Source organism: Staphylococcus sp. 17KM0847, from assembly GCF_013463155.1.
In the GTDB taxonomy this organism is placed as follows: domain Bacteria; phylum Bacillota; class Bacilli; order Staphylococcales; family Staphylococcaceae; genus Staphylococcus.
Genome location: NZ_CP040781.1, coordinates 190,611 through 215,905, shown reverse-complemented (window position 1 = coordinate 215,905; position 25,295 = coordinate 190,611). Strand labels below are relative to the sequence as shown.

Sequence of the window (25,295 nt, the reverse complement as noted above, 5' to 3'; positions counted from 1 at the left end):
CCTCCTTTATAAAGCAGAAAAGATACCATAGGCGGTATCCTTTCCTGATGAAGATCCGACATTTAATAAGCGTTCTATATTTATTGCGACGTTGGTAGCGTCAAATAAATCTGTTAAACGGGAGCTGAATATTCCTTCAATGGCTAATTGCAAAAACTGCTTACTCACTTGTGTCGTACAATCTTCTTTTAACAACGTATTGATATACGTAAGTTTTGTGGATGAAATAAATGGTTTTATTGTATGGACCAATAACATCCCTACTAAAATATCGTCTCCAGTAGGTGTTAAACCATTTCCTCGACCGATAAAATACTTCAACATGCCTTTATCTTGAGCTGCTTTCAAATCATCCATCAATAACTGAATATTCCGTCTTTTAAAGTCTGTTGTTTCATAATGACTAAAGTCTATTTTTTTAATATCGCTTTCAAAATTGAGCTGATAGTATTCAGGTTTAGTAAATTGAATAATATTGCAATTTAAATTTAAAATAACTTCATTAAAATATAAGCAATTATTCCTTAGTAATACAGACTGTCCAACTTTAATACGATCTAATACTACTTTTTTCGTCTGTTCATCGATATTAATACCAAATGGAAACAAGCCATTTTCTGCTGTCCCTATAAATATCAGCCTATTATCTTGATTAATAATATTGAATCCTTTTTTAAATATGCTATGCACAACAAGATGTGGCGCCTTTAAATAGTCATGGGCATAGTTGCCCATAGACTGGGCATGACATATCAAGATTGATACCCTAATTTTTTAGCATAGGCAGTAATCGCTTTTTCGAAACATTCAATGGGTGGATGTACTGTCCCAGCACCAATTTGACCATAACCTGCAATCTTGTGTGCAATACCTGTATTAATCACTGGTGTAATACCTGTTTCAACTACTTTTCTCGCATCAATACCTAATGGTGCGCCTTTGAAGTTCCAAGTTGGAATAATAAAGTTTGGATTTTCTGTTGTACAAATTTCCATCATTTCGTTAGATGTTTCAAGTGCATCATTAAATCCACCTGTTCCAACGAATCGTGTTACAGCAGGTGCTGCAATCATAGACATACCACCTACACCAATTGTTTCAGTAATAGCTGAGTCTCCAATATCTGTGTTTGCATCTTCTGCTGAATAACCTGTGAAATATAGACCTTGTGGCGTATTAACAGGGCCTGTAAACCATTGATCACCCATCCCTGCAATTCTAATCCCAAATTCTTTACCATTTCGACACATTGCAGTTACAATTGTACCTGCTTCTATCGTACGCGCAGCATCCATCATTGATTTTCCGGTAGCCATTGCAATATTTAAGAAGAACTGGTCGGTATCTGATAAAAACTGTAAGACATCTGTTTTATCTTGTTGCGTCACATCTTCAAGGTTTGAAATAATAGGTGCTATATCTCTTAAAAATGCATATGACGCAGCAATATTACGCTGATGAAACTCATCACCCATTGCAATTGCTTTAGCGATTAATACATTGATATTCAAACCATCTTCAATTGAGCGTAGTGCTTTGCTCAAAGTAGGACCAAGTACATCTTTCATCCAATGAAGTCTTGATACAACTTGTTCATTATAAGCACCAAAGCGCAATACCGCTCCAATACCTTCATTCATTTGACAATAGGCTTCGTTGCCATGTTCTTTATTTACAACAACAAGAACAGGCATACTCATAGAAGTGATACCACCCATTGGTCCCACCGCATTGACATGATGACACGGTATAAACTTAATTTTATCTTCTTCTAAAAGTTGACGTGCTGCTGCTTCATCTTTTGCCCAACCTTCAAATAGAATTGCTCCGACACACGAACCTTGCATTGGGTCTGTCATATCTTGATATGTCATTGGTGGTCCTGCATGTAATAGGACATGCTTTTCAAGTTCTGGAATAACAGTATGCGCTGGCACAACATCTGTTAAAAATGGAGACGCAGCAATCACTTTATCAACAACCGCTCGGTTCGCTTCATCTATTGTCTTGAAATTCATTATTTAGCCTCCTCTTTATAATGATTTAAAAACTGTAACACTTTAATAAGTTCTGTATTGCCACCTGCTATAGGTTTCCAATTGAACTGTACATATTTGGCATCATGATCCTGTAAGGCTGTTGTAAAACTTTTCAAACCAATATTAATAACGCTTGGTTTGTTATTAATAAGATTTAATACTTTTTCATCCACAGTTAATGTGTCTTCAATAACATCAAATGTCTCTACTGTTTTTTCTGGTTGTTCTACTTTTCCACCAATTAACGCAATAGCTGTACGTACCATTTGATCATTCGTATCACAAATGACTGCTCCTGCGTCTTTCAAAATGTTTTGCTGACGATGATAACCTTGATAATCTTGTTCTGTACCTACTACTGTCGCAAGCACTACAATTTCACGACCTTGTTCACGTGTTTTATGAATAACTTCTGAAATAATCGGCGCAAGTTCACTCGCCATATCATCATGACTACCATAACCTATGACATTATCAAGCATAATCACTGCTGCTTGGTCATCATCTGCTGCTTGTCTTAATTTTTCTTTACGGATTTCTGGATCAATCATTGGATGAGGTTTACCTTGCGTATACATATCATCACCTAAGTCAATCACCTCGTGCATCTTAGATTTCAATGTATATCCTTCTTCATGTTCACCTGTTAAATTCAATGCATCTTGAATTAAAATTGCTGCTTCGTATGCTAACGTTCCACCTGAGTAAAAACCTTTAATCCCTTGTTGTTCAGGTTGTAGATTTACGCTAATATCCCCTACACAATGTGGTTCGTAGGATGGTTTTTCACCTTTTGAAAGTTGAACTGATACGACCGCTGCTTCCTCCAATGTATAAGCATTATAAATATTTTGCTCATCATAAGTTGGTTTATGTCCTAAAAATAATGTAACTATTGGTTTTTCGATATTTCTCAATGTGTTCATTACTTTTTCTTGTACTTCTTTTGCTGGCGGTTTAGAAATAACAGTAATGACTTTAACAGTTGGATCTGCGTTAAGTGCTTTAATACTATCTATCATTGTAATGGCACCTACCTCAGTAGATAAATCTCTACCACCTGTACCAATCGCATTTGTAACACCTTGTCCTAACCGGTCAATAATCGTTGTTACCTCTTGAATACCCGTACCCGACGCACCAATGATTCCTATATCACCTTTATTAACTGTATTTGTAAATGCTAAAGGCACGCCATGAATAACACCGGTACCACAGTCAGGACCCATTACGAGCAATCCTTTTTCATGCGCTAACTTTTTAAGTCTAACCTCTTCATCTTTTGGAACATTGTCACTAAACATAAATACATTCAAGTTATGATTTAAAGCATTCTCTGCTTCCATAGCTGCGTATGTTCCAGGGATCGATATTAATGCTAAATTAGGATTATCGGCCAAATCTAATGCTTGCTTCCAACTGATTGCTTCTTTTACCTCTGAATCATTCGTTGTTTCAGATTCACCTTTTAATGCTGCTTCAACCTCATCTTGCACTATTTGAACTTTTTCAGAATCTTCTGTATCAATAACGATAACAATATCGTTTGGACCCGCTTGCTCTAATTCTTCTGTTCCTAATCCAGACGACTTAAAGATATCTTTATTTGCAGGCGTCCCCATCATTACAGAAGCCTTATTGACGCCATCAATACCGCTCAATTTATTCGAAAGTAACATCAGCACTATTGAATCTTGATAAGTGTTTTCTTTTATTACTGTATAAAGCATAATCGTCCTCCTTCTCTATTCTGCAAATCGATTTTTCCCATGATACCTATCGTAATGAATATCATCACTAACCAAATATGCATAAATTTCATCTGTAATTTCTATGCCCTCTTTATCATAATTTTGGGCTCTTAACTTACCACGTTCACCTGGATAGAATATTTCATCGTATCCTTTTGCAGCTGGTTGCTGTTTGAGTTCATCTAACATCGTTGAAATCTGTTGTTTAAATGCTTTAGGGTCTGTGAAAAATGACGGATTAATAACAATATGAAGTTGACCTAAGTCTCGACCTTTTGTTAAATCTTGATACATTGAAGATACATGTATACCGTGTGGAACACCGAGTAGTGATCCAGAGAGAATGTCGACCATCATCATCAAACCATAACCTTTTGGACCAGCTATTGGTAATAACGCATGGACATCTCTAGAGTTTGTCGTTGGTTGACCCGATGCATCTACTGCCCATGTATTTGGAATATCTTTGTTTTTACTACGCGCATCGAGTACTTTTCCCCATGCTTGTACAGTCGTCGCCATGTCAAATGTAATCAATCTTTCATCATTTGTTGGACAACTAAACGCAATAGGATTGGTACCAAAATATGGCTCTGTTCCCCCAAATGGTACTACCATTGGATCTGATTGGCACATGCTTATCGCTAACATATCTTTTTTAGCTGCCATTTCTACAAAGTAACCTAACGCACCACTATGTGAGATGTTTTTCATCCCAACAATCGCTACACCATTTTTCTCAGCCATAGCAATAGCTTCTTCCATTGCATAATATGCTACTTCGTGACCCGGACCATTATCGCCGAAATAGATACCTGATGATGGTCCTGTTTTTTCAAATTGATATTCAGGATGAACTGTGATACCTCCTTTTGCAATTCTTTCAGCATAATATTCTACGCGCACTGCTCCATGAGAATGAATACCACGATGATCAGCAAAAACCAGCACATCCGAAACACGTTCTGCCGATGTTTCTTGTAAACCTGCTTTCATCAATTTTTTCTTAATCAATTTAAACAATTCGGCTTTTGTTACTTTCATACATGTCCCCCCCTTTCTTTTATTCGGCTTTAGATAACAAGTAATCATAAATTTCTCGAGCAACTGGTATACCTGTTTCTTGATACTTTTTAACGACTGTCTCTTGGATTTCTCCAGGATAGTACACTTGATCAAATCCTTGAGCTGGAGTAATAGCATGCAACTCTTCTACCATTTGAGCAACTTGTGCTAAAAACGCATCTCGATCGCCAAAAAAAGCTGGGTTAATCACAATATGCAATTGTCCCAGTCGTCTATATTCAGATAAGTCTTTATACATAGACGTTACGTGCTGACCAAATGGTAAACCTAATAGTGTTCCTGCCAAAATATCAATCATCATCATTAATCCATAACCTTTTGGCCCCGCAATAGGAAGTAACGCCGCAACGTTATGTGGATTTGTCGTAGGATTGCCTTCACTATCTACTGCCCATGTTTCTGGGATATCTTTGCCTTTACTTCTTGCATCGAGAATTTTCCCCCATGCTTGTACAGTCGTTGCCATATCAAAAACGATCGGTTCACCCTCTTTTCTCGGTGTAGCAAATGCGATTGGATTTGTACCAAAATATGGCTTAGTTCCTCCAAAAGGGACTACCATTGGATCCGATTGACATACTGTAAGTGCCACCATTCCTTCTAATGCCGCTTGTTTTGCAAAATAACCTATCGCACCACTATGTCCCATTTCTTTGACACCTACAATCGCTACACCATTTTCTTTTGCCATAGCAATTGCCTCTTCCATCGCTTTATAAGCAACATAGTGACCCACTGCATTATCACCATGATATAAACCTGTACAAGGACTTGTACGCTCAAATGTCAGTTTAGGATTCAAATTATACCCTTTAGCTTTAATGCGATTAGCATAGTACTCTGCCCTTACTGAGCCGTGGGAATGAATCCCACGTTCATCAGCAAAGATCATTAAATCTGCAGTTTTTTCTGCATATTTTTCAGGTAATCCTGAATGGATTAATAATTTTAAAAACAATGCTCTCAGTTCATCTCTGTTAACATAAACTAGTGCGTCATCCACCGTAATTCTCCTTCCTCTTAAAGTTCAATATCTCTATTAGCATCTTTAGAGTAAATGTATGCAAATGGCTCATCTAAACCGATTGCATATGTCGCTTGTGGAGAATATGCACCCATAAAGATATAATCCCCTTTATCTACTGGAACCCAGTTATTGTCAAGGTTATACATACCTCTACCACTTAATACATATGCCCCATGTTCTTGAACATGTGTTTCAACATAACCATGTGACGCTCCAGGCTTAAATGATAAAATATGAATATTCATATCAAATGCTAGAGATTTAGGGAGTAAATCTTGAATTAACACTTCTTCCATACCTTCATATGCTTCTTGTTTAATGTCATGAACATTACCTGAGACCACTTCTGGTTTACCTACATTTTCGGCTTCTTGATAACGCTTTTTATATAAGAACAAACGGCTATCTTCGCCACTATTATTATTTTCAAACGTCAATTTTAAATGTGGTGGAACGTATAAATAGCCCCCTTGATTCAGTTCGTATTCTTTGCCATCTGCTTTTGCTTTAATAGCACCTGATACAACATAAACAAATGATTGTACGCCCTCTCCTGCGAATCCTTGCTTATGTCCCCCTTGGTTTTTAACAGTTACGAGATAGTCAACAAATCTTGCACCCAATCTTGGTGAACCTAAGATGGTAATATCGCAATCTTCAAATCCAGGCACAACATTATTAACTAAGCCATCTGGTGTAATTAGTGCAAAATTATCTTTCTTAATAATCGCTCTTGATTCCAATAAACCTTCTCTATAACCTTGTTGATGATTTAAATAACCCACAATAATCTCTCCTTTTAATATGCTAATTTATATAAAACGCTGGCTAATACTTCTATACCCTTCACTAAATCTTCTACTAGTGTTTCCTCTTCAACATTGTGTGAAATACCTTTAATTGACGGCACAAATATCATACCCGTTGGCACATGTTTCGCAAAAATTTGTGAATCATGTCCTGCTCCTGAAGGCATTACCTTATAAGCTGCACCGACAATTTCTTCTGCAGAGGCTTCCACTTTCTCAATAATGGCATCATCCATTAATGTCGGTGTCTCATCCATCCATAAATTAATATTGACATCCATTCCTCTTTGCTCTGCAATTTCTTTAATTGTAGTTTCAATCTCTTTTGCAAACGTATTTAATACTTCTTGATCTATATGCCTACAATCTACCGAAAATTCAACTTCACCCGGTACAACATTCACAGTATTTGGAACTGGTGTGACATGTCCAAATGTTAAAACCAATGGATCGCCTATTTCTTCTGCACGCTGAACAAGGCGTTGTACAATTTCAGTAAATGCTACAACCGCATCTTTACGTAATCCCATTGGTGTAGTACCTGCATGATTGGCTTCACCTTTTAAGTTAATCGTGTATCGTTTTTGTCCCACGATACCTGTAACAACACCAATTGATTTTTGCTCTGTTTCCAATACTTTACCTTGCTCAATATGCATTTCTACAAAGGCTTTAATATCGTCACGTACTGTATCATTTTGACGGAATTGGAAGCCTGAACGCGTCATCGCATCAATAAATTGAACACCTTCTGCATCTGCAATCGTTTCAACATCTTTAGTATTTGCTAAATTGAAGAAATTTTTACTTCCCCAGAATGTATATGGGAATCGACTTCCTTCTTCTTCAGCAAGTGACAACACTTCAAGAGATTTTTTAGGTTGACCGTACTTTTCTTTCAAATATTTCATTGCAACAATTGCAGATAAAATACCAAATTGACCATCTAAGTGGCCACCTTCTACAACTGTATCGATATGAGAACCTGACATAATCGTCTCTTCAGGTTGTTCACTGCCTTCTATACGACCTGTGAGATTACCAACATCATCGAATGACACTTCAAATCCTTCTTCTTTAAGGAGCTTTTCTAATGCCTTCACGGCTTCTATCCATTCATCTGAATATAGCAATCTTGTGATTCCTCCACCTTTAAGACCACCATAGCTTGTAAACTGTTTATCTAAACGTTCAAACATTGTACGAATATCCAAAATATTCCCCTCCTCATGATATCTTCTATTTCTATGTTACGTTTCTATACATTTCAGTTCATTGACACTTTATACAATACTCTATTGTAATTTTATTCAAATCAAACAAACATCATGAGAGGTAGTCATCATACAATATCATTAGAGTACTATATTCATATAGAGAGGACGTTACCAATGGAACACGTTACTATTTTTGCCAATTCAGATTATCAGTTACATGGAACCCTCTATCGTGCTGCAAAAACTTGTCATCGCGTCATGATTTATTTCCACGGTGGTGGGTTTATATTTGGACAAAGAGATGATCTACCTGATGAATATGTTGATGTGATTACGCGTACATATCATTTACTGACTGTGGATTATCGCTTATTACCCGAGTCAAGTTGGGATGATATTGTCGATGATTTGAAACATATTAACGCTTACGTCTCCCAAAACTTTAAAACTGCTTATTGTATGGGACGTTCAGCTGGTGGTTTTTTAGCTCTTACTTATGCTACGCTTTTCGATATTGCAGGTGTTATTGATTTTTATGGTTTTTATAACTTATCGCATTCAGCATTTTATCGATTGCCAACGAACCACCAAAATATAGCTCATATGTTAAGTGGCCATCTGAAACATTCATTAATAAAAAGAACTGTCACAACAAACGAACCACCTCAACCACGCTTTTTGCTCTATTTATATTATCGAGAACGTGGTATATGGCCATCTCTTATCCATTACAATATTTCGAATGAACAACTTAAAAAACCACCTAAACTATTTATCGCCCATGCTATTAATGACCCTGATGTGCCTATTGCATACAGTATCGACTTAGCAAACATCCATAATAATGCTAAACTTGTCAAAATAAATAGTCATATACATGACTTTGATAGTGAAGTAACCGAAGCAAACATCCAACTTTATGAACAAGCTTGTGAATATATCTTATAGGAGGCAGAAATATGAACATTCATCGTATACTATCTACTTTAAATAGTTTTAACAATTTAGGAATTAGTACAAAATTAGAAGGAATCAATCGACTTGCTTTTACACATAATGAACGATTAGCTGCTTTAAAATTTTCTATGTATTGCCAAGAACTCGGTATGCATGTCTATTTTGATAAAATTGGAAATGTCATTGCTAGAAAAGAAGGAAAATATAATGACTTACCTGCCGTAGTCATCGGATCACATATTGATACCGTACCAGAGGGCGGACAATATGATGGGCTTCTAGGTGTCGTCGGTGCTTTAGAGGTTGTCAGACACTTGCATGATATGAACATTGTAACCGATCATCCTATTGAAATTATTGCATTCAGTTGTGAAGAGTCTGCACGCTTTAATGTTGCAACAGTTGGTAGTAAATACTTATGCGGCATGCTAAACGAAGAAGATATGAAAACGCTCAAAGATGCTGAAGGACAAACATTACTAGATGTTGTACAGTCTATGACATCAACAGACTCTAACCATACTTCTAATCATAATAACAATAATATGAAAGCCTTTTTGGAACTTCACATTGAACAAGGCCCTATTTTAGAGAATAAGCAAAAAGATATTGGTATTGTGACACATATTGCTGCACCAGAACGTTTCAAAGTACAACTCACAGGTACAACAAGTCATTCAGGTTCTACACCGATGCCCATGCGTAAAGATGCTATGACTTGTGGCGCTGAAATTATTGTAAACGTCGAATCAATTGCGAACCAGTACCACCAAGACGGTATCGTCGCAACAGTTGGTGGTGTTGATGTTACACCTAATACTATGAATGCTGTTCCGGGTGATGTCACATTATTGATTGATATTAGAGGTATTGATAAAGAGGTGCGTTCAACAGTAGCTCATGAAATTAAAACAATGATTGAACAAATCACACAAAATCGAAAAATTGATGTTGCCATTGATTCTTTGGGTCAAGATACACCGGTCAAACTTTCTGAAAGTATCGCTAATATCATAGAAGAAAAAGCTAAATTACAAAATCTTAATGCTTACAAGATGTTTAGTGGCGCAGGTCATGATGCCATGAATATGGCGAACTTCTGTCCAACAAGTATGATTTTCATTCCTTGTAAAGATGGCATTAGTCATTCTCCAAAGGAATCTGTGACAACAGAACAAATTGAAAACGGAATCAGTCTTTTAATTGATACTGCTATTGATCTCGCTTCTTCAAGTACAAAATTATAAAATACCTATTCAAAAACTTATTATAATTAAAGCCCTACACCATACTAAAGCAGCATGGTATAGGGCTTTATAATACGATATTCACTTTACTTAATTAAGTTGCCTTAATCTTAAAATTCTCCTATTTTTTAATAAAAGTACCTGTGAATGTTTCTGATAATCCTTCTTTTTGATCATAAATCGTTGTACCACGTAAAATTGTTTTAACAACCTGTGCACCAATTTCACGACCGATATATGGGCTAATTTGATGTCTATAAGCCAAATCCTCTGCTTTGAGTGTATAAGGCGCGTCTTTTTTAATCAATACAAAGTCTGCATCTTTACCTTTGGCAATACTACCTTTATCTTTTAACCCAAATCTTTCAGCAGGATTCTTTGCAATAATTTCTGCAAAACGTGTTAATGTCATATTCCGTTTTTGTACACCTTCATCAAACAAAACGTCTACATTGTTCTGAACACCTGCAATACCACCCCATGCTTCAAATGCATTGTCTTTGTCTTTCAATTCTGGGTTACATGGTGAATGGTCGCTTGTTACAAAGTTAATATCTCCGTTTAATACACGTTGCCACATACCTTCTAAACGTGATTTTTCACGAATTGGTGGTGAACATTTAACAACTGGCCCAATATCATCTAATTCTTCTTTGTAGAAGTATAAGTAATGCGTACATGTTTCACACGTAACATCTACACCTTCTTTTTGCGCTTGAACAATCGCTTCGACTCCTTCTTCACACGCAACATGTACAATGTGAATACGACAACCTGTTTCTTTTGCAAATAAAATGAGTTTTTGAATAGGTTCTACTTCTGTAAAGGCAGGTCGACTATCGACATAAGCTGCCATCGTAGTTTCACCATTTTCATATGCAATTTGTCCAAGTCTATCCGTAATTTCTGCATTTTCAGCATGAATAGATAATATTTTGCCCGTTTTTGCAATTTGTTTCATACCTTCATACAGTGAGTAATCATCTACATTCATGAAATCTCCATCAATTGAACGATCTCCACACGTTGCAACAAAACACTTATATGCAATAACTCCATCTTTATCTAATTCTTGAATACCACCATTGAGATTATAAGGTACAAGTCCACCATAACTTGCAACATCAACTGCTAATTTACCTTTGCCTGCTTCATATTTAATTTGAATAGATTCACGATCTTTCGTTGCTGGTACTTGGTTTAGTGGCATCTCGATAATTGTTGTAACGCCACCTTTAGCGGAACCTCTTGTTCCTGTCTCATAGCCTTCCCAGTCATCACGATAACCTCCACCCGGTTCAGTAATATGAACATGTGCGTCAATCATACCCGGTGAAACGATTAATCCTTTTGCATCAATCACTTCTTCAGCTTCTCCTAAATCTTTACCTATCTCAACAATTTTGCCATCTGCAATACCAATATCAACCTCTTTTGCTTCATCTTCTAAAATAACCAAACCATTTTTAATTAAAGTTTCAAATTTCATGTTATTTCACCTTTCTTTTTCCGAATTTTTTTAATATTAAATATATTAATCCTGCTGTTGTAAATCCGATAAACCATGATAAATCTGAAATCACTTTTAAACCTGGTAAAAATCCTAAAAATGAGATGACGACACCGATGATTGTAGCAATATATGCTTTCTTATTAATACGCTCAAGGTCTGCTGGTGGATTGTGCGTATCAAAATAAAGTCTATCCAAATCAACCTGCTTATGAATAACACGATAGAAATGCGCAATCATAACGCCTGCTACTGGACCAAGTATTGCACCGATTAGATTTAAGAACATAAAGATACTATCGCTGTTTTCCATCATCTTCCATGGCATAATTAATACACTAATCACTGCAGCCACAATTACACCTCGTTTATATGTAATCAGTTTCGGCATAAGTGCACTCAACTGATAGGCTGCTGGGATAATGTTACTCGTTGCATTCGTAGAAATCGTTGTCATCAACAATACACCCATTGCAAAGATAATTGCAGTCAAGCTATCCCATTGTCCAATAATGTATAAAATATTCCATTCTTGTGTCCCACTAAATATTGATGCCCCAATTAAAATACATACACTTGAAATCGCAAATAAAATATGAGCGACAACTACACTTCCAATTTGCCCAATAACTTGTGAACGTGTAGACTTTGCATTTTGTGTGAAGTCTGCCACACTTGCTCCTGGTGCTGCCCAAACAGCAATTAAAGAATTCATTACAACGAGAAATCCTAATATTACGGGATAACTGCTATGAGTAGATAAATCATAAGACATGATATTTCCTATACCACCTCCTACTTTAATCCCCCATATCGCCATACCACCAAATATAATGTATATTAATGGATTTAAGATCGCAGTAAATTTATTCAGGATAGATCCTCCACCGAAGCCAATCGCAAAGTTAATAATCCAGAAAATAAAGAATGCAATTGCAGCAGATGCTGTCAATCCTAGAAATTTACCCCCTCCACCAATATCTGCAAATCCTGGGAATAACTTATCTAAAAGTACGACTAACGCAAGTGCACCTGCATATGTTTGAAGTCCGAACCATGCAATCCCAGCAATAACACCTCGTAAAATACCCGGTAATTTTGCACCTAAGTCACCATAAGTTAACCTTAAATGCATAGCAAAAGGGATACCGTATTTCGAACCTGCATAACCATTGACAGCTAATAAAATACCAATAGCTATCGAACTAATAACAAGAGCCATCATCACTTGCAATGGAGATAAACCTAATAATAAAAATCCACCTACTGCTGTATAGTTAGGTATGTTATGCACCGCTCCCATCCACAACGTAAAATAGTTAAACGTATTGAAGTTTCGTTGCTCTTGTGTCTTAGGAATGATATCCTTGTTGTAACCTCTCTCTTCATATAGGTGAAGTCGCCTATTATCACTAACCATTTCAAACCTCCTCCTACGTTTTTGGAAGAATCCTTCGCTTTATTAAAAATGTACTATTGTATGCGCTTTCTTTATATGTCAGAATGAACATATATAAAAATTTTTTTGGTTGTTTTGTACAATAAAATAAAAAGTTGGTGGAGATATGACTGTATTAAAAGACATCATGGCCATTGAATTATTCTCTGGACTCAAACTCATTAATAGTAAAGGAGACTTACAACGTGTCGTTGAATTTGTAGATATATCCGAAACACCTGATATTAAAGATTACATTTCTGAGAATACATTACTTTTAACAACTGCAATGAGCTATAAAGACAATCAACATGGCTTAATTCAACTTATTGATGAATTATATAGCGTTAATGTTGCAGGTCTAGGTATTAAGCTTTCAAGATTTCTCCAAAAGGTAGACCCAGAAGTTATTGATTATGCAAATAAATTACAATTTCCTCTCATTGAAATTCCATATTATTGGAAGCTTGGTTCAATCACGCACGAAATCGCTTCTTACCTTGCTGATGATGAAAATGAAAAGTTAAACTTCGCATTAGATTTACAACAAAAAATGAACAAAATGATTGTTAATGAATATACGATTGATAAAGTAATAGACCAACTTTCAAAGCTAATTAAAGCACCTATTTTACTCATCAATCCTTTTTTGAAAATCGAAAGTGAAAGTCAATATTTCAGAAAAAATCCAAGAGCATCTAACTATTATTTAAAAAAATTCACAGATAACTTCAATAGTCAAAGTAAAAAGGTAGATTTTGATGAAAATGAGTATGCCGTTTACGAAGTACCCGCTTTCAATTATTTTCCGTATTATATTATGATTTTAGAAATACAAAAATTAACCTATCCTTTTAGTTATTTAGCCATTGAACAAGCCGTCAATGTACTGAGTTTTGCAATCTACAAAGAAAAGAGACTCATTGCTCAGCAACAAGAAGATATCAATCAATTTTTTGAATCTCTGATGAAGTCGAAAGATAGCTCTCCCATTGATATTAGTCAGAACCCAGACTTTTTCAAACAGTATCACCTTAAACACTCAAACTATTATCAAGTCATTATTTGTGGGGTAGACCGAGAAGAAGGAATGGAAAATAGTATTTATTTAAGTGAGCGTTACCAAATGACTTTTGCGTGGCTTAAAGAAATGTTAGAAACCATAGATGACCATATTAGTATCTATGGTTTACACAATGACTTTGAATTTGTTATTTTAATGCAGAAAAAACATGAAAACTATATTGAATACTGTAAATTCCTTCAAAAAGAATACAAGAAAATATTCAATAGTTCATTATCTTTTGGCATTGGGAACCAAGTCACAGATTTTAAACAAATCAGTTTATCTTTTATTGAAGCAAATGAAGTTTATGATACGCATAATAATAGTTATGTTAAAGAGTTTATCGAAATTTATCGCTCTAAAAATGTTGAAGAGTTGTTACAATTAATTCCCGTTGATAAGTTAAGACCTTTTGTTATCTATACGTTAGGGCCTCTTGCCTATCCTACACAAACAAAAGATAAAGAATTGAAAAAAACACTAAAAGTTTATATGGAAAACCAGTGCGATATTACAAAGACTGCTTCATTAATGTATGTACATCGAAATACAGTTAAATACCGAATTAATAAATGTGAAGAACTCTTAAAAATGGATATTAGTAATCCTAAAAACTCATTAGATATTCGATTAGCCATCTTCACTTCAGAACATCTTACTTTATAATTTAGTCAAATTAGACATAAGTAAAAATAAGTTTGTCTATTTACACTAATGTCCTCCTCACTATTATCACCTATCCTTTAAGTACACACCTATAAGGTTGAGGAGGATATCATTATGGACAATATTAAATCAAATGACAATTATTACAAAAAGATTATTGTCGCCCTTGTTTTAGGATGGGTTGCGATTTGGATATATCGAACAATATTAACACCCATTTACCCACAAATACAGGATGCTTTAGGCGATATTAGTGACTCTCAAATGGGGCTAGTCGCTTCAATATATTTCTTTGCTTATACAGGTATGCAAATCCCGTCTGGAGCACTTGTTGATAAGTTCGGACAAAAGCGTGTACTGATCCCTGCATTCTTAGGCTTTGCAGCAGCGGCTATTATTATAGGGACAAGCTCAACAATTACACAAGTTTATTTAGGTGCTTTAGTTGCCGGTATTTCAACTGGATCATATTATGGTGCGGCTTACTCTCTTTCTGCTAAACATATGCCAAAAGAAAAGAAATCATTCTCTAATGCCATCATCAACAGTGGTTCTGCCTTAGGTATGGTCATTGGACTCGTTGGCTCATCTGTATTAGTTGCCGGTTTAAACGTACAATGGAACTATATGTTATATATAGTTGCTGTTATTATTCTTGCTGTTACTTTTATTTTCATGACATTTATTAAGAGTGATAAACAGCAAGCAGATCATGTAAAAGCTGAAAAAGCAATAGTTTCCAATGATAGCACAACACAAGATGCGACACTTTTTGCACCCAAACAACTTGCAACATACTTCGTTTATTTTGCTACTTGTTATGGTTACTACATGATTGTGACATGGCTTCCATCATTTTTAGTGTCCGAAAAAGGCTTTGCACAATCTTCTGTTGGTTATGTTGCAGCTATCGTTGCCATTACCGCCATTCCGGGTGCATTGTTCTTCTCAAAATACATCGATAAACATGGTGAGCATCGATTGAAATTGATTTTATTCTTATTGCTTGCTGCAGCATTAACAATTAGTTTAACAGTATTTTCACCTAACCCAGCAGTTCTTTATATTGCTCTAATCCTTTACGGCTTACTAGGTAAACTCGCAATAGACCCTGTGCTCATCACTTTTGTATCGAGTTCTGTAACACAAGATCGATTAGCCAAAGCATTAGGCACATTTAACTTCTTTGGTATGGCATCTTCAGTAGTTGCACCATGGTTAACAGGTTATATTAGCGATATTACAGGCTCTAAAGTATTAGCATTCTATATTGCAGCTATATTACTTGTACTTGCAGCTATTATTTTCTTCCTTATCGTTTATAGAACAGAGGAAAGACATTCAAAAATGGCTTAATACATTAAAAAACCAGTAGGAAATCTCTTAGAGACCTTCTACTGGTTTTTCTCTTTTACTTTAAGATGCTTTTTTATAAGCTAACCATGCTACGCCGCCTAGTAAGGTCGCTGTACTAATCAACCCAATAGCGATCACCGTCATATTAGACTGTACTAGATTTAATAAACTTTTGCGTTCAACAGCAACAGATGGTGCATGATAACCTGAAATAAAATGTCGCTTATATTTTAAAGTCACACGTTCTTTCTCTTCGTCAACTTTAAAATGATAATCTGATGCAGACATGGTTTTAGGTACTACATCATATAAGTCTTTTTTTACCTCATATTTTTTACCATTAATACGCTGTTCTCCGCGTGACAATACTTTTTTATACGTATATTGATTAAATATTTCCTCGGTAATACCATTTGCCATAATGTGTCTTGCATGTTTTGCATGAATATTATTCGCTGGTGTAACACGCAGAACTGCTGTTTGCAGACGTAATTGTTGTTGTTTCGCTGTTAATACAAAATGATACCCCTGATCTCCTGTTCCTGTTTTAAGTCCTTCTACACCTTTCATACCATTTGTTTCGCCCGGCAACGAATAATTCGTTGTATGAAGGATGCCTGCTTTTTGCATATCTTGTCTTATTGAGGTTATATTAAGAATTTGTGGATGATCATTCACAAGATGTGTGGCTAATATTCCCATATCTTGTGCCGTTGTCATTGTCTTTCCCTCGTTGCGAAATGCTTTAGGTGCATATTGTTTCAACCAAGCATTATCCAAGCCTGTTGGATTTGTAAAATATGTATGATTCATCTTTAACATTTTAGCTTTTTGATTCATCTGCTTTGTAAATGTAGACGTATCGCCTGCCACATGTTCTGCTAATACCATTGATGCTGCGTTACTTGAAACCATAATAGATTGTTTCAATAGTTCTTCAACTGTAAATACTTGCCCTGATTGAATGGGATACGTTGAAACATTCGGCAATTGTGCTACACCTTGTTGATTTTTAGTAATTTTCACTTTATCAGTGAGATGAATCTCACCTTTTTCCAATGCATCATAAACTAAATAAAATGTCATTAACTTACTTAATGATGCTGGATAAAGTGATTTTTCACTACGATAATCATATAAAATCTGACCTGTTTGTGACACAGTCAATGCACTTTCAGGCTGATACTGTTGCATTGCCTGTGATTGATGCTTTTTCGCCATATTATAAGGGGTTGTCATCGCTTCAACATTCGAAGTCACTAACATATTAAAAAGCATCAGTCCAAGCAAACACTTAAAAAACCTCCTTACCATACCCATAAACTCCCTCTTTTTTGAATAACTTTATCATAGCAATATTTACTTTTTCTGACAATTCACGCCAAGAAAATATTTATGTCAGTATATATATTTGACTTCAAGATAAAAACAGAGAGCGAGACAGGAAGCCCATTTTTGAAAAAGCTCTGTCTCGCTCTAGCCTAATTAACTCGCAGTACACGTGTTTCCATTTCATACGCCTACTGCTATTTGCATCTATTAACTTACTGATTGGGTACAATTTTTTCTACGTCCCCATCTCGTCATTATTATTCTAAATTCGCATGATTTCGTTGCATGTCTTGCTCATCCATATTGAGTTGTTCCTGCATATTTAAAACAATACTATCCAATATAATTTGACTGCTCTGTTCAAACAAACTGCCCATTGGTTGTATTGAGCCTTCCACACGATGCTTTGTACTTGCTGGTAATATCACCGTTGAATCGGCATATTCTCCAATAGGCGTCTCCTGTTCTGTTGTAATCAACAAAATCATCGCACCAACTGACGTCGCCTTATCCGCAAGATATTGCAAATGTGCTGTACTTCCTGAGCCAGAGATAAACAACAAACAATCCCCCTTCTGAATCGGTGGTGTTGTTGTTTCACCTACGACATACGCTTGTCTTCCCAGTTGATTGAGGCGCATCGCAAAGCTCTGTGCCACAAGCCCCGAACGCCCTTTTCCCGCTACAAACACTGCGTTTGCATTCATAATATATGTGGTTAACTGTTTGACTGATTGTATGTCTATTTGGTGCAGTAATTGAGAGAGTTCATCTAAGATCAATTGATATTTTGGTTGTTGCATTTTATCACCCTTCAATGATTGCTCGGCATTGTCTTGCTGCTTCACGTGGATCATCTGCATTGGCAATGCCACCACCAACAATGATTAAATCTGGTGCTTCAGCTACAACCTCTTCAATAGTATCAGGCTTAATACCACCTGCTACTGCTACTTTCGCATGGGTAATTGCAGATTTTACTTTGCGTAGACTCTCTAACGGCGATTGTCCTTCTGCTTGTAAGTCATAGCCTGTGTGTACTGCAATATAATCCGCACCCATTTCATCTATTTCTTTTGCACGTTGTTCTAAATTTTGTACTGCAATTAAGTCTACTAATAATGCTTTACCGTGTTTATGGGCTTCTGCAACTGCATTTTTGATGGATGCATCTTCTGCTACACCTAAGATGGTTATAATATCTGCCCCATATTTCACAGCTTGACTCACTTCGTAGTCTGCTGCGTCCATAATTTTAAGATCTGCTAAAACTTTAACATCTTCATCTTTCACACTATCTTTCAAATGTTGAACTGCTGGTAGCCCTTCATTAATCACAATCGGTGTACCAATTTCGACAATATCTACATAGTCTGTCACCTGCTTTGCTAGATTTGCTGCTGCTTCCTTATCTAACAAATCAATCGCTAATTGTAATTCCATCGTTCTACTCAACTCCTACATTGATTAAATTTATATCACATTATTTGTTCTACCCACACATAAAATGACTAAACGTGATAAAAATAAGAACGTTCACCGGAGATACAAAATGCGTTTTGCTATACTTGGTCCCCTCGACAGCTCTCATCCAAACCCACATTTTGACTATTCAAATCTACCATTGCTGCATGATCAACATAAACTTCAACATTCGGATGTTGGTGTAAAATAGTTGCAGGAACTTCGGGCGTAATCCTCCCAGAAGCCAGTTGTGCTATCGCTTGTTTTTTATGCGCACCAAAAGCCAATAAAATAATACGCTTTGCTTTCATAATTGATTGTAACCCCATAGAAATAGCTTGTTTGGGAACATCCTCTCTATTATCGAAGTAACGACTGTTTGCTTCTATTGTACTCTCTGTTAAATCTACACGATGTGTCAGGCTGTCAAACGGTGTTCCCGGCTCATTAAAGCCAATATGTCCATTTTGGCCAATGCCTAATATCTGAATATCGACAGGTCCACGTTTATCAAGTAACGCTTCATACCTCAAAGCTTCTTCATCTGCATCTTCGGTGATACCACTCGGCAGATGTATTTTAGCTGTATCAAACATTGGATAACGATCAAATAAAATATGACGCATATAATAATGATAGCTCGCTGGATGATCTGAATCTAAACCGATATATTCATCTAAATTAAATGTTTCAACTTGAGAGACGTCTAACCGATTGTTTTGCAAAAGCGTAACGAGTGCTTTATACATTTCAATCATCGTACCACCTGTTGCCAGCCCTAACTTACTCTCTTTATTAAGCAACATTTGTTTATATAACTCTGTTGCAACGTAAAATGCTGCTTGGTGAGACGTACCTAAGTTTATTATTTTCATACACCATCACGACTCCTCAATCATTTTAACAAAACGCTTCGTAATATCACGTGGGCGTGTTATCGCTCCACCTACTACAGAGGCATAAACCCCTTTATCAAATACCTTCTTCAACATTTCAGGCGTTATAACATTTCCTTCTGCAATCACTCTTTGATTTACATTTTCAAGAACATCAACTAAAAACTTAAAATCATCGTCATAGAGTAAGCATCCTTTAGTTTCCTCTGTGTAACCATGTAACGTTGTACCAATGTAATCAAAACCTAAGTGTTCTGCATTGATCGCCTCTTCTAATGTTGCAATATCCGCCATTAACTCTACATCTGGTGCCTTTTGGCGTACATATTGCACAAGTGCTTCAAGTGACTCTACAGGACGTGCACGCAATGTAGCATCTAACGCAATCACTTCGCAACCACTTTCTAATAGTTCATCGACTTCTTTTTGTGTTGCAGTAATAAACACTGATGAATTAGGATAATCACGTTTAACAATACCAATTACTGGTAACTCTACTTCTTTCTTGATTGCTATAATATCCTCTTTAGTATTTGCTCTAATGCCAACAGCACCACCTTCTTTAGCAGCTAATGCCATTTTGCTCATAATATATGATGAGTGTAATGGCTCATCTTCTAATGCCTGACATGATACAATTAATCCTTGTGGTAACTTCATTTATAACCTCTCCTTATTGTAAAGCTTCTTCTACTTCATTTTTGATTGACGTCACATGTGGACCATAGACAATCTGAACACCGTTGCCTTTCGTAATAATCCCTCTGGACTCTGTCGCTTTAATTTTGGTTTCATCTAATTTTCTACCATCTATCAACGTAACGCGTAATCTCGTTGCACAACAATCGACGACTTCGATATTATCCGCACCGCCTAATCCTTCAATAATCATACGTGCGCGTTCACTTTGTTTAACAGTTTGAATCTCTTCTTCCACTTCACGCCCAGGTGTCTTAAAGTTAAATTTTGTAATTAAAAATCTAAAAATAACATAATATAAACAGAACCAAATAAGTCCTATTGGGAGAATCCATAAATAATTCGTTTTCGCTTGACCTTGTAGTACGCCAAACAATATAAAATCAATAAAACCTCCACTAAACGTTTGGCCTACTGTAATGTTAAAAATATCCGCCATCATAAAGGCCAATCCATCTAATAATGCATGAACAACATACAAAAGTGGTGCAACAAATAAAAAGCTAAATTCTAATGGTTCTGTAATCCCTGTTAAAAATGAAGTTAAAGCAGCAGATAACATCAAACCACCTACAACTTTTTTCTTCTCTGGTCGTGCTGTATGATAGATTGCTAAGGCTGCACCGAGCAATCCAAACATCATCGTAATAAAGCGACCAGACATAAAACGAGAAACACCCTCAAAATAATGTTTGATATGCGGATCACCAAGTTGAGCAAAGAAAATATTTTGGGTTCCTTGTATTAACTTGCCATTAAGCTCCATCGTTCCACCCAGTGCAGTTTGCCAAAATGGAAGATAAAAAATATGATGTAAACCAAAAGGTCCTAACATACGTAAAATAAAACCATAAATGAACGTACCAATAACACCCGTTCTATTAACAAGCCCACCTGCTCCAAAAATAACAGATTGGACAGCCGGCCATATAAAGAACATCACAACACCTAACAGAATAGATGCCATAGATGTCACAATAGGTACAAAACGCGATCCCCCAAAAAAGCCTAAAAACTGGGGTAAATTCACCTTGTTGTACTTGTTATGCAAATATGCAGTCAATATTCCAACAATAATACCGCCAAATACACCCGTTTCCACTGTCTGAATTCCTAGTGCCATACCTTGTCCTGCTTTGGCTAATTGATCACTCTTTGCCAATGTATCTGTGATTGTCAACATCCCATTCATTGTTGCATTCATAATCAAAAATCCAAGAATTGCTGCTAATCCGGCTGTTCCTTTATCACTTTTAGCTAAACCCACTGCCACACCTACCGCAAATAAGACAGGTAAGTTTTGAAATACGATATTACCTGCTGCACTCATTAATACAAAAATATGCTGCAACAATGCGATGTCTAATATGGGATAGGCTTTAATTGTATTCGGATTACTCAATGCACCTCCAATACCAAGCAAAAGTCCTGCTGCTGGTAAAATTGCGATCGGTAACATAAATGATTTGCCAAACTGTTGTGCTTTATCAAAGACTCGGTTCATCTTATCCACCACCTATTTCCTTATATATTGTTTTATATTATTTTTCAGATTATAAAACTTTAAACTTCAATATAGAAATATGATTCATCGTTCAACCGTTTAGATTCAAAAACTCCTATTCACAAGTTCTATATACACTTTAAATATATCACTTTGAAATTTTTAATCAATATTATATAATTGATTGGAATTTATTTTCAAAAAGGTGTACAAAAGAGGTGTTTTAACAATGAAAGTTGAAAATCGTATTCAAAAAGCACGACATCAATTCACTAAAAATGACCGTAAAATTGCAGCCTACTTATCGAACTTGCATGACGCTTCAGATGTTGGAGCCATTCATACTATTGCAAACGACGTTGGTGTTTCATCTTCCAGTGTGACACGCTTCGTTTATAAACTAGGCTATGACAGCTTTCAATCGTTTCGCTTTGCAGTTCAGCACGAATTACATTCTGAACATATCGATAACAGCCCTTCTATTCAAACGATGTATGAACATTATATGTCTATCCTCAATCATACAGGAGAGTTTATTGCTGAAAATGATTTGAACTTTTTAGTTTCAAAGATTCAGCAAAGTGAAAAAATTATTTTTATTGGAATTGGTAGCTCAGGTCTCACTGCACAGGAACTCTATTTTAGAACTGCTCGTATGGGGCTCAATACAATTGCGATTACCGATGCACATCTTATGGCAGTTGTAGGACATATGTGCAATACCCAAACAACAGTTATTGCACTAACCAACAGCGGTTCAACACAAGAGATTATTAAGAGTATTACTCACGGACGAGCGAATGGAGCCACAGTCATTGCAATTTCAAATTTTCGAACAGATACATTAGCTGAACATTGTACACGTATTATTATTACTGCTGACAGACGAAGTACGCATGACCCTTATTTTATTAATTCACAATTGGCTAATCACTTTATTATTGATTTATTAAGTTACCATCTATTGCAAGACTCGCAATGCCTATCACACTATACTGAAAGTTATGAACAACTTCTCAACTATCGTGAAAATGACACGTCTTTCTGATCTTTTGTTCATTTCACGCAATAAAGTGAGCAAGGGGATATGAATTTTAATCACTTTTTAGTAAAATGAGTAGATAAACAGAAAAGGAAGGCAGTGAAAGTTTTGCAAACGATTACAAATGAAACTGTACAATCATTATTAAATCAGTATGCAAATGAACCTGTCTATTTGCATGTTGAAACAACAAACGGGGCTTATGCGAACCATTTTGATCAACGTGTGTTCAATGCAGGCACATTTTTGCGTAACATCCAAATCACCTATCAACATGCACAGCTCAAAGGTGGCAATAAAGACCCTTTCCGTGTAGGTCTCAAGTTAAACAATAGCGGATGGGTATACGTTCAAGGACTGACACATTATGAAGTTACAGATAATGGGGCGTTCTTACTTGCAGGTTTTAATTATGAAGGACAATTGGCTGCGGCACTCGAAATCAGTCGCACACCATTTGACGCGTAAAAGGGAGTTGAAAACTTATGACATCTGAAAAACATATATTAGTCATCTTTCCACACCCTGATGATGAAACATTTTCTTCAGCAGGCACACTTGCACATTTTATTGATCAAGGTATACCTGTAACATACGCTTGCTTAACCTTAGGACAGATGGGACGTAATCTTGGTAATCCACCTATCGCAACACGTGAGTCTTTACCAGCCATTCGTGAGCGAGAACTTGAACAAGCAGCTAAAGAGATTGGAATTACAGATTTACGTAAAATGGGGCTACGCGACAAAACCGTTGAATTCGAACCACACGATGAAATGGACGCTATGGTACAATCTCTTATTGATGAAATACAACCTACAACCATTATTTCATTCTATCCTGGATATGCTGTACACCCCGATCATGAAGCTACAGCAGAAGCAGTTGTTCGCACAGTAAAACGCATGCCTAAAAATGAACGCCCGAAACTTTGGCTGGTCGCATTTAGCAATGATGCCGTAGATGCACTTGGGGAACCAGATATTGTCAATGACATCTCTGCATATCAAGATCAGAAACTGCGTGCATTTCAAGCACACCAATCACAAACAGGCCCATTTTTAGAACAACTGGCTAACCCTCAAGGCAATGCACCCGGTGTACCACGTGAAGCGGCTACCTATTTAACAACTGAAACTTTTTGGACATATCGCTTTAAATAAGTTGCACAGTATCCCATAATACTGTGACATTTTTATGGAGGAAATAACATGACGGAATTTGATTTATCAACACGCGAAGGACGTTGGAAACATTTCGGTTCTGTTGACCCTATTCAAGGTACAAAACCTACAACGAAAGCAGAAATGACTGACCTTCAAAGTACACATAAAAACTTTTTATTTGAAATCGAACAAGTGGGTATTAAAAATCTTGTTTACCCAGTATGGATTGATCAGTTTCAAACAGCTGGTAACTTTAGCTTTTCAACAAGTTTAAATCAAGATGAAAAAGGCATTAATATGAGCCGTATTTTAGAAGCTGTAGAAGCCGAATACGACAACGGAATTCAGTTAGACTTTGATGCCTTAACACAATTGCTCAATCATTTAAAAGAGCGTATGCATCAGCATAGTGCAGCTGTCGATGTACATGGTAAATGGTTTTTCAATCGCCTTAGTCCTATCACAAAGATCAAAGCAGTTGGACATGCAGATGTGACATTTGGTCTGGCTGTACATCACGATCATGTGACACATAAAACATTAACTCTTGAAGCAGCAGTTACAACGCTCTGTCCATGTTCGAAAGAAATCAGCGAATATTCTGCTCACAACCAACGTGGCATCATCACAGTTAAAGCTTATATTGACCCTTCTCGTACACTACCTGTGGACTTCAAAGATATATTGTTAGACGCCATGGAAGCGAATGCCAGCTCAATGTTATATCCGATTTTAAAACGTCCGGACGAAAAAAGTGTGACCGAACGTGCTTATGAAAATCCGCGTTTTGTAGAGGACTTAATTCGCTTAATCGCCGCAGACCTTGTAAATCTCTCATGGCTCACTGGCTTTGACATTGAATGTCGTAATGAAGAATCCATCCATCAGCACGATGCCTTTGCCAAACTAAAATATCGTCAACCATAAAACAGCTACCCCCTAAACACTTATGTCTCAAGTGTACTAAACCCCAAAAGTCAACTAAAAATCTAACTTTTGGGGTGTACATCAAAGCATGAAATG

Annotated in this window: 23 protein-coding genes; 8 read left to right on the top strand and 15 right to left on the bottom strand. The window is 36.4% G+C overall.

Features of this window, described 5'->3' with window-relative positions; all coding sequences use genetic code 11:
• Nucleotides 1–6: 6 nt before the first annotated feature.
• Genes FGL66_RS01050 through allC form a run of 7 tightly spaced genes read right to left on the bottom strand, consistent with a single transcriptional unit; the run spans nt 7 to nt 7,926 of the window.
• Nucleotides 7–756 (bottom strand): oxamate carbamoyltransferase subunit AllH family protein, encoded by a 750-nt coding sequence (locus FGL66_RS01050; RefSeq protein ID WP_180809772.1) that lies wholly within the window; start codon nt 754–756, stop codon nt 7–9.
• A complete protein-coding gene (locus FGL66_RS01045) occupies nt 753–2,018 on the bottom strand; it encodes a YlbE family protein (RefSeq protein ID WP_180809771.1) in 1,266 nt (421 codons plus the stop codon). Before FGL66_RS01045 ends, FGL66_RS01050 begins: the two co-directional genes overlap by 4 nt.
• A complete protein-coding gene (gene fdrA / locus FGL66_RS01040; protein ID WP_180809770.1) occupies nt 2,018–3,769 on the bottom strand; it encodes an acyl-CoA synthetase FdrA in 1,752 nt (583 codons plus the stop codon). The genes FGL66_RS01045 and fdrA overlap by 1 nt, the downstream gene beginning before the upstream one ends.
• A 15-nt stretch (nt 3,770–3,784) precedes the next feature.
• Entirely contained in the window at nt 3,785–4,834 is a 1,050-nt protein-coding gene (gene allD / locus FGL66_RS01035; protein ID WP_180809769.1) for an ureidoglycolate dehydrogenase, read from the bottom strand.
• Nucleotides 4,835–4,853: 19 nt separating this feature from the next.
• Entirely contained in the window at nt 4,854–5,879 is a 1,026-nt protein-coding gene (gene allD / locus FGL66_RS01030; RefSeq protein ID WP_180809768.1) for an ureidoglycolate dehydrogenase, read from the bottom strand.
• 17 nt (nt 5,880–5,896) lie between these two features.
• Nucleotides 5,897–6,688, bottom strand: a complete 792-nt coding sequence (gene allE / locus FGL66_RS01025; RefSeq protein WP_180809767.1) for a (S)-ureidoglycine aminohydrolase — start codon at nt 6,686–6,688, stop codon at nt 5,897–5,899.
• 14 nt (nt 6,689–6,702) lie between these two features.
• The gene (allC, locus tag FGL66_RS01020) at nt 6,703–7,926 is read right to left on the bottom strand and encodes an allantoate deiminase (protein WP_180809766.1); all 1,224 of its coding nucleotides are present in this window, start codon (nt 7,924–7,926) and stop codon (nt 6,703–6,705) included.
• A 177-nt stretch (nt 7,927–8,103) separates the two neighbouring features.
• On the opposite strand from allC, the gene FGL66_RS01015 reads away from it, so the two are divergent.
• Nucleotides 8,104–8,877, top strand: coding sequence for an alpha/beta hydrolase (locus FGL66_RS01015; RefSeq protein ID WP_180809765.1), 774 nt, complete (start codon nt 8,104–8,106; stop codon nt 8,875–8,877).
• A gap of 11 nt (nt 8,878–8,888) precedes the next feature.
• Nucleotides 8,889–10,133, top strand: coding sequence for a M20 family metallo-hydrolase (locus FGL66_RS01010; protein WP_180809764.1), 1,245 nt, complete (start codon nt 8,889–8,891; stop codon nt 10,131–10,133).
• A gap of 121 nt (nt 10,134–10,254) precedes the next feature.
• On the opposite strand, the gene allB is transcribed toward FGL66_RS01010, so the two are convergent.
• Complete coding sequence (gene allB / locus FGL66_RS01005; protein ID WP_180809763.1) at nt 10,255–11,622, bottom strand: allantoinase AllB; 1,368 nt, start codon at nt 11,620–11,622, stop codon at nt 10,255–10,257.
• A 1-nt stretch (nt 11,623) separates the two neighbouring features.
• A complete protein-coding gene (allW, locus tag FGL66_RS01000) occupies nt 11,624–13,063 on the bottom strand; it encodes an allantoin permease (protein WP_180809762.1) in 1,440 nt (479 codons plus the stop codon).
• Nucleotides 13,064–13,208: 145 nt separating this feature from the next.
• On the opposite strand from allW, the gene FGL66_RS00995 reads away from it, so the two are divergent.
• Together FGL66_RS00995 and FGL66_RS00990 are read left to right on the top strand one after the other, a co-directional pair.
• Complete coding sequence (locus FGL66_RS00995; protein ID WP_180809761.1) at nt 13,209–14,813, top strand: PucR family transcriptional regulator; 1,605 nt, start codon at nt 13,209–13,211, stop codon at nt 14,811–14,813.
• 114 nt (nt 14,814–14,927) lie between these two features.
• Nucleotides 14,928–16,169 carry an MFS transporter gene (locus tag FGL66_RS00990; RefSeq protein ID WP_258007288.1) on the top strand — a complete coding sequence of 414 codons (1,242 nt, stop codon included), beginning with the start codon at nt 14,928–14,930 and terminating at the stop codon, nt 16,167–16,169.
• Between the two features lie 60 nt (nt 16,170–16,229).
• On the opposite strand, the gene FGL66_RS00985 is transcribed toward FGL66_RS00990, so the two are convergent.
• From FGL66_RS00985 to FGL66_RS00960, 6 genes are all read right to left on the bottom strand, one after another.
• A complete protein-coding gene (locus tag FGL66_RS00985) occupies nt 16,230–17,483 on the bottom strand; it encodes a DUF1958 domain-containing protein (RefSeq protein ID WP_180809760.1) in 1,254 nt (417 codons plus the stop codon).
• 275 nt (nt 17,484–17,758) lie between these two features.
• Entirely contained in the window at nt 17,759–18,304 is a 546-nt protein-coding gene (gene hxlB, locus FGL66_RS00980; protein WP_180809759.1) for a 6-phospho-3-hexuloisomerase, read from the bottom strand.
• Between the two features lie 4 nt (nt 18,305–18,308).
• Entirely contained in the window at nt 18,309–18,944 is a 636-nt protein-coding gene (gene hxlA, locus FGL66_RS00975) for a 3-hexulose-6-phosphate synthase (RefSeq protein ID WP_180809758.1), read from the bottom strand.
• A 119-nt stretch (nt 18,945–19,063) separates the two neighbouring features.
• On the bottom strand, nt 19,064–19,840 hold the full coding sequence (nagB, locus tag FGL66_RS00970; protein WP_180809757.1) for a glucosamine-6-phosphate deaminase: 777 nt from the start codon (nt 19,838–19,840) through the stop codon (nt 19,064–19,066).
• 6 nt (nt 19,841–19,846) lie between these two features.
• A complete protein-coding gene (locus FGL66_RS00965) occupies nt 19,847–20,521 on the bottom strand; it encodes an N-acetylmannosamine-6-phosphate 2-epimerase (protein ID WP_180809756.1) in 675 nt (224 codons plus the stop codon).
• A 13-nt stretch (nt 20,522–20,534) separates the two neighbouring features.
• Nucleotides 20,535–22,064 carry a maltose/glucose-specific PTS transporter subunit IIC gene (locus FGL66_RS00960; RefSeq protein WP_180809755.1) on the bottom strand — a complete coding sequence of 510 codons (1,530 nt, stop codon included), beginning with the start codon at nt 22,062–22,064 and terminating at the stop codon, nt 20,535–20,537.
• Nucleotides 22,065–22,293: 229 nt separating this feature from the next.
• Between FGL66_RS00960 and FGL66_RS00955 the strand changes: the two genes are divergently transcribed.
• The 4 genes from FGL66_RS00955 (at nt 22,294) to folE2 (ending at nt 25,199) form a co-directional block, all read left to right on the top strand.
• Complete coding sequence (locus FGL66_RS00955; protein ID WP_180809754.1) at nt 22,294–23,112, top strand: MurR/RpiR family transcriptional regulator; 819 nt, start codon at nt 22,294–22,296, stop codon at nt 23,110–23,112.
• A gap of 102 nt (nt 23,113–23,214) precedes the next feature.
• Entirely contained in the window at nt 23,215–23,574 is a 360-nt protein-coding gene (locus FGL66_RS00950) for a YojF family protein (protein WP_180810441.1), read from the top strand.
• A gap of 17 nt (nt 23,575–23,591) precedes the next feature.
• Complete coding sequence (gene bshB2, locus FGL66_RS00945; protein ID WP_180809753.1) at nt 23,592–24,269, top strand: bacillithiol biosynthesis deacetylase BshB2; 678 nt, start codon at nt 23,592–23,594, stop codon at nt 24,267–24,269.
• A gap of 48 nt (nt 24,270–24,317) precedes the next feature.
• Nucleotides 24,318–25,199, top strand: a complete 882-nt coding sequence (gene folE2 / locus FGL66_RS00940; protein WP_180809752.1) for a GTP cyclohydrolase FolE2 — start codon at nt 24,318–24,320, stop codon at nt 25,197–25,199.
• Nucleotides 25,200–25,295 lie beyond the last annotated feature (96 nt).

Excerpts from the sequence above, each read along its gene's own strand:
- FGL66_RS00995 (WP_180809761.1), top strand. The coding sequence starts at position 13,209 with ATGACTGTATTAAAAGACATCATGGCCATTGAATTATTCTCTGGACTC.
- FGL66_RS00985 (WP_180809760.1), bottom strand. The coding sequence starts at position 17,483 with ATGGTAAGGAGGTTTTTTAAGTGTTTGCTTGGACTGATGCTTTTTAAT.
- allB (WP_180809763.1), bottom strand. The coding sequence starts at position 11,622 with ATGAAATTTGAAACTTTAATTAAAAATGGTTTGGTTATTTTAGAAGAT.
- allW (WP_180809762.1), bottom strand. The coding sequence starts at position 13,063 with ATGGTTAGTGATAATAGGCGACTTCACCTATATGAAGAGAGAGGTTAC.
- FGL66_RS01045 (WP_180809771.1), bottom strand. The coding sequence starts at position 2,018 with ATGAATTTCAAGACAATAGATGAAGCGAACCGAGCGGTTGTTGATAAA.
- hxlA (WP_180809758.1), bottom strand. The coding sequence starts at position 18,944 with ATGGAATTACAATTAGCGATTGATTTGTTAGATAAGGAAGCAGCAGCA.
- FGL66_RS01010 (WP_180809764.1), top strand. The coding sequence starts at position 8,889 with ATGAACATTCATCGTATACTATCTACTTTAAATAGTTTTAACAATTTA.
- FGL66_RS00990 (WP_258007288.1), top strand. The coding sequence starts at position 14,928 with ATGGACAATATTAAATCAAATGACAATTATTACAAAAAGATTATTGTC.
- FGL66_RS00955 (WP_180809754.1), top strand. The coding sequence starts at position 22,294 with ATGAAAGTTGAAAATCGTATTCAAAAAGCACGACATCAATTCACTAAA.
- bshB2 (WP_180809753.1), top strand. The coding sequence starts at position 23,592 with ATGACATCTGAAAAACATATATTAGTCATCTTTCCACACCCTGATGAT.
- FGL66_RS01015 (WP_180809765.1), top strand. The coding sequence starts at position 8,104 with ATGGAACACGTTACTATTTTTGCCAATTCAGATTATCAGTTACATGGA.
- allD (WP_180809769.1), bottom strand. The coding sequence starts at position 4,834 with ATGAAAGTAACAAAAGCCGAATTGTTTAAATTGATTAAGAAAAAATTG.
- folE2 (WP_180809752.1), top strand. The coding sequence starts at position 24,318 with ATGACGGAATTTGATTTATCAACACGCGAAGGACGTTGGAAACATTTC.
- hxlB (WP_180809759.1), bottom strand. The coding sequence starts at position 18,304 with ATGCAACAACCAAAATATCAATTGATCTTAGATGAACTCTCTCAATTA.
- fdrA (WP_180809770.1), bottom strand. The coding sequence starts at position 3,769 with ATGCTTTATACAGTAATAAAAGAAAACACTTATCAAGATTCAATAGTG.
- FGL66_RS00965 (WP_180809756.1), bottom strand. The coding sequence starts at position 20,521 with ATGAAGTTACCACAAGGATTAATTGTATCATGTCAGGCATTAGAAGAT.
- FGL66_RS00960 (WP_180809755.1), bottom strand. The coding sequence starts at position 22,064 with ATGAACCGAGTCTTTGATAAAGCACAACAGTTTGGCAAATCATTTATG.
- nagB (WP_180809757.1), bottom strand. The coding sequence starts at position 19,840 with ATGAAAATAATAAACTTAGGTACGTCTCACCAAGCAGCATTTTACGTT.